General features: G+C 67.2%; 5 protein-coding genes. 2 read left to right on the forward strand and 3 right to left on the reverse strand.

Annotated features, from left to right (window positions below; translation table 11 throughout):
- Positions 1-175 precede the first annotated feature (175 nt).
- From QYM41_RS17410 to QYM41_RS17420, 3 genes are all read right to left on the reverse strand, one after another.
- The gene (locus QYM41_RS17410) at positions 176-505 is read right to left on the reverse strand and encodes a hypothetical protein (RefSeq protein WP_368801030.1); all 330 of its coding nucleotides are present in this window, start codon (positions 503-505) and stop codon (positions 176-178) included.
- 193 nt (positions 506-698) lie between these two features.
- Positions 699-971, reverse strand: a complete 273-nt coding sequence (locus tag QYM41_RS17415; RefSeq protein WP_368801032.1) for a hypothetical protein — start codon at positions 969-971, stop codon at positions 699-701.
- Positions 972-1,053: 82 nt separating this feature from the next.
- The gene (locus QYM41_RS17420; protein ID WP_368801033.1) at positions 1,054-1,503 is read right to left on the reverse strand and encodes a hypothetical protein; all 450 of its coding nucleotides are present in this window, start codon (positions 1,501-1,503) and stop codon (positions 1,054-1,056) included.
- A 252-nt stretch (positions 1,504-1,755) separates the two neighbouring features.
- On the opposite strand from QYM41_RS17420, the gene QYM41_RS17425 reads away from it, so the two are divergent.
- Positions 1,756-2,166 (forward strand): hypothetical protein, encoded by a 411-nt coding sequence (locus tag QYM41_RS17425; protein WP_368801034.1) that lies wholly within the window; start codon positions 1,756-1,758, stop codon positions 2,164-2,166.
- Positions 2,167-2,303: 137 nt separating this feature from the next.
- The gene (locus QYM41_RS17430; RefSeq protein WP_368801035.1) at positions 2,304-2,564 is read left to right on the forward strand and encodes a PLDc N-terminal domain-containing protein; all 261 of its coding nucleotides are present in this window, start codon (positions 2,304-2,306) and stop codon (positions 2,562-2,564) included.
- Positions 2,565-2,986 lie beyond the last annotated feature (422 nt).

Raw genomic sequence — 2,986 nt, forward strand, 5'->3', positions numbered from 1 at the left:
GTCCCAAGCAAGAAGGGCATTCGTCTGTCAGGACTCACCCACCGCGCCCTCAACATCGGCGCATCCAGGCTGAGGCCTTCATGGGCGCGGAAGCAGATCACTTGAGGGCCATGGCGGTCTTACCCGGAGTTGAATCTTTGACCCACGGTGCTGCGGTTGAGGTTCTCCGGTGCGCTCAGTTCTGCGCGGTGTCCAGGAACAGCTGGATCTCGGCTTCGGTGGCGAGATGCAGGCGCTCGAGCAGATGGTCTATCCCGATCTGGAGGTCGTGCGTGCCGACCGTGGCGCCTCCGCCGGTGCCGGGCTGCCATCGGGCGCCTGGGCGCTGGGCGACCAGGGCGTTGCCCACGAAGACGGTGGCCGCGGCCGCCAGGGTCGTGTCGTGCTGCACCTTCTGGAAGTGGGCGCGCACAAAGGACACCAGGGCCGGGAGGTCACCGGCCAGGTGCTGCGGCGGCACCTGGTGGGTGGTGCCGTAGATGAGGAACGCGGCGTAGCCGCTCACGTGTCGGACGGTGGGTACGTGCTGGCCAGGACGGTACCGGCTGGTGCGGTACGCCAAGGGCGCCGGCGGGTGCTGAGCCGGACCGGCGAACACGTTTTCTGCAGGCTCCATGGACACCGAGCGTAGCCCCGCCCCGGGCAGTGACCCTGCGACCTCAGGACGCACTGCCCGGGGGTGGTGCCGGAACTTGTCGTCACCGCTCGGTCCTCGTCAGATGTGCCAGATCAAACCGGCGGTCGAGCATCCGCAGGGCGATGCCGACAGCGATCAAGGCGGTCCCCAAAGGTGCCAGACAGACCCCGACCAGTCGGCTGACGAAGTCGATGATCACCCCAGCGATGACGGTCTGCGGTGGAAGGGCCTCGTAGAGCAGCCCCACCAGCTGCGTGGCCACCATGCTGAACAGGATTCCGGCCAGACAGGTGACGGCACCGTAGGCGATCAGCCGGTGGGCGACGGTGGCCATCGGGGGTACCTCGATCCGTTCGTGGTTTGGGTCGGTGGCTCTGCTCGAGCCGTACGGCGAGGGCGGGTGGCAGAGGTGGGTTTTATCGCTCCACCGTGTACCGGGCGTCCAGGGCGTCGGCGAGCTGTTCCATGTCGATCCTGCGCTCGGGGACCGCCCCGACCATCACTTCGGCGCCGTCGACGACGAACCAGTTGCGGCCCTCCACGAAATACACCGAACTGCCATCCCCGGCGGTGTCGGAGAGGAGTTCGTAGACGTCCTCGCGGGCTTCGTCGTGATCGAACCAGAGCACTTCGACGGTGCTGGTGCACATCACCGATTCGCCGGTGTCCTTGCCGGATCCGGGGAACTTCACGGCCGGTTCCGGTGCGTCCGCCGAGCAGTCCACGATCTCGTCGACGGCTCGGTAGGTGGCTTCCAGGGAGTCGAAGGCCGGCAGGTCGTCGGTACCCTCACCGCAGCCGGCCACGGCCCCGGCCAGTCCGAGGGCCACCAGCAAGGACCCGTAGCTTCTCGTGCGGTGGTTCATCATCGACACCCAACCCGTTCGCTTTCGCCACACCGTAGTCGATCCGGCGCACGAGGTCCCGGACTCCGCCCCGGGTCGTCGGAGGTGCTGCGCAGGGGGCGCCGACCCCTTCCGCGGTCAGCCGGCGCGTGCCTGCTTGGGCCCCGGCGGACCACTCGGGGCCGTGTCGATGCTCCGCGCTGCCAGGGTCCTCGGCCCCTACAGTGGAAGGGAAGACAGCATCGTGGGCCCCGATCGAGAGCGAGGATCGTCATGCGCCGGTCACTGGTGACCATGCTCCTCACGACCGCCGCGCTGAGCCTCGCCGGGTGCGCCGATGCTGGGACCGGCGTCTACGGCGGTGAGCAGACCGAGGCCGATCTGCTGCCGGCCCAGGTGCCCGCCGGGCAGTACGACTTCGACCCGGACAGCTCCCGGTTGCTGGCCACCCACGACGGGTACCAGTTCTTCGCCGTGTCCTCAGCGAGTCAGGGCGACTGCCTGCTCAGCTTCGACCCCCACGCCCCGGAGACCTGGGTCGCCGGGTGCGGCTCCGGTGGCCGGGTGGCCACCAGCAGCCTGATCGGCATCCAAGCCGACTACGACCCCAACGGGCTGCCCGAGGAGGACCCACCGCAGGGATGGACCCGGCTTACCCCGCAGCTGCAGGTCTCCGAGGGCTAAGCGGTGCACACCAAACCTGTCGGCTCCGACCGGGTCATCGCCCATCCCGGCAGCGCGCTGATCGGCATCATCTTCGGTGTCCTCGCAGGCCCGGCCCGAAGACACGGAAGGGTCCTGAGATGACCGTAAGGTTCCCGATGACCGCCAGCCTGAGCGGGGCGGGCACGAACCCGCTGATCCCCACCAGCTGGGAAGTCCTCGCGCTGCTGGCCGGCGCAGCGGTGATTGTGCTGTTCGTCGTCGCGCTGCTCTCCTTGTCCCGCGATGAGCACTACACCGGGACCCAGCGCCTGCTGTGGATGCTCGTGCTGCTGGTCGTCCCGGTGCTGGGCCCGATTCTGTGGCTGACCCTCGGTCGGCGCCACACGCTCGAGGCCGGCAGCGGCCCTGTCCGATAAAGGGCATAAGAGGTCCAATCCGCGGAGACCAGAAAGGGCGGAACGGCTGAAGCCATCCCGCCTCCGTCTTTCACTCGTCCGTCTACGGCATGCGCTTTACATATGGCCGGGTTATCAGTGGCTCACAGTGAGGGGGTTGCTCTGACTTCCCTTAACTCTCGTCAAGTGAAAGCGGGCAGTGCCGCGACCATTTGACCGACACCTGCGGGAGTTGCATCGGTCTCGGCCGCCTTCGGGAGCATTAGCTCTCGCTGTTCCGTGGTTGCGTCGGCATAGGTGTCCGCAGGGCTGGATTAGGGCAAGAAGGTCCGGTTTGCTCCATATGGATCAGGGTGAAGCTGCTGTCGCTGAGGTCAAGCCCCCTGGAGTGGTGTAGCGATCCTTCGTAGGGGAATTAGGCGGTGAGGGCGGTCAGGGAGTCG

It is taken from the genome of Kocuria oxytropis, from assembly GCF_040981195.1.
GTDB lineage: Bacteria > Actinomycetota > Actinomycetes > Actinomycetales > Micrococcaceae > Kocuria > Kocuria oxytropis.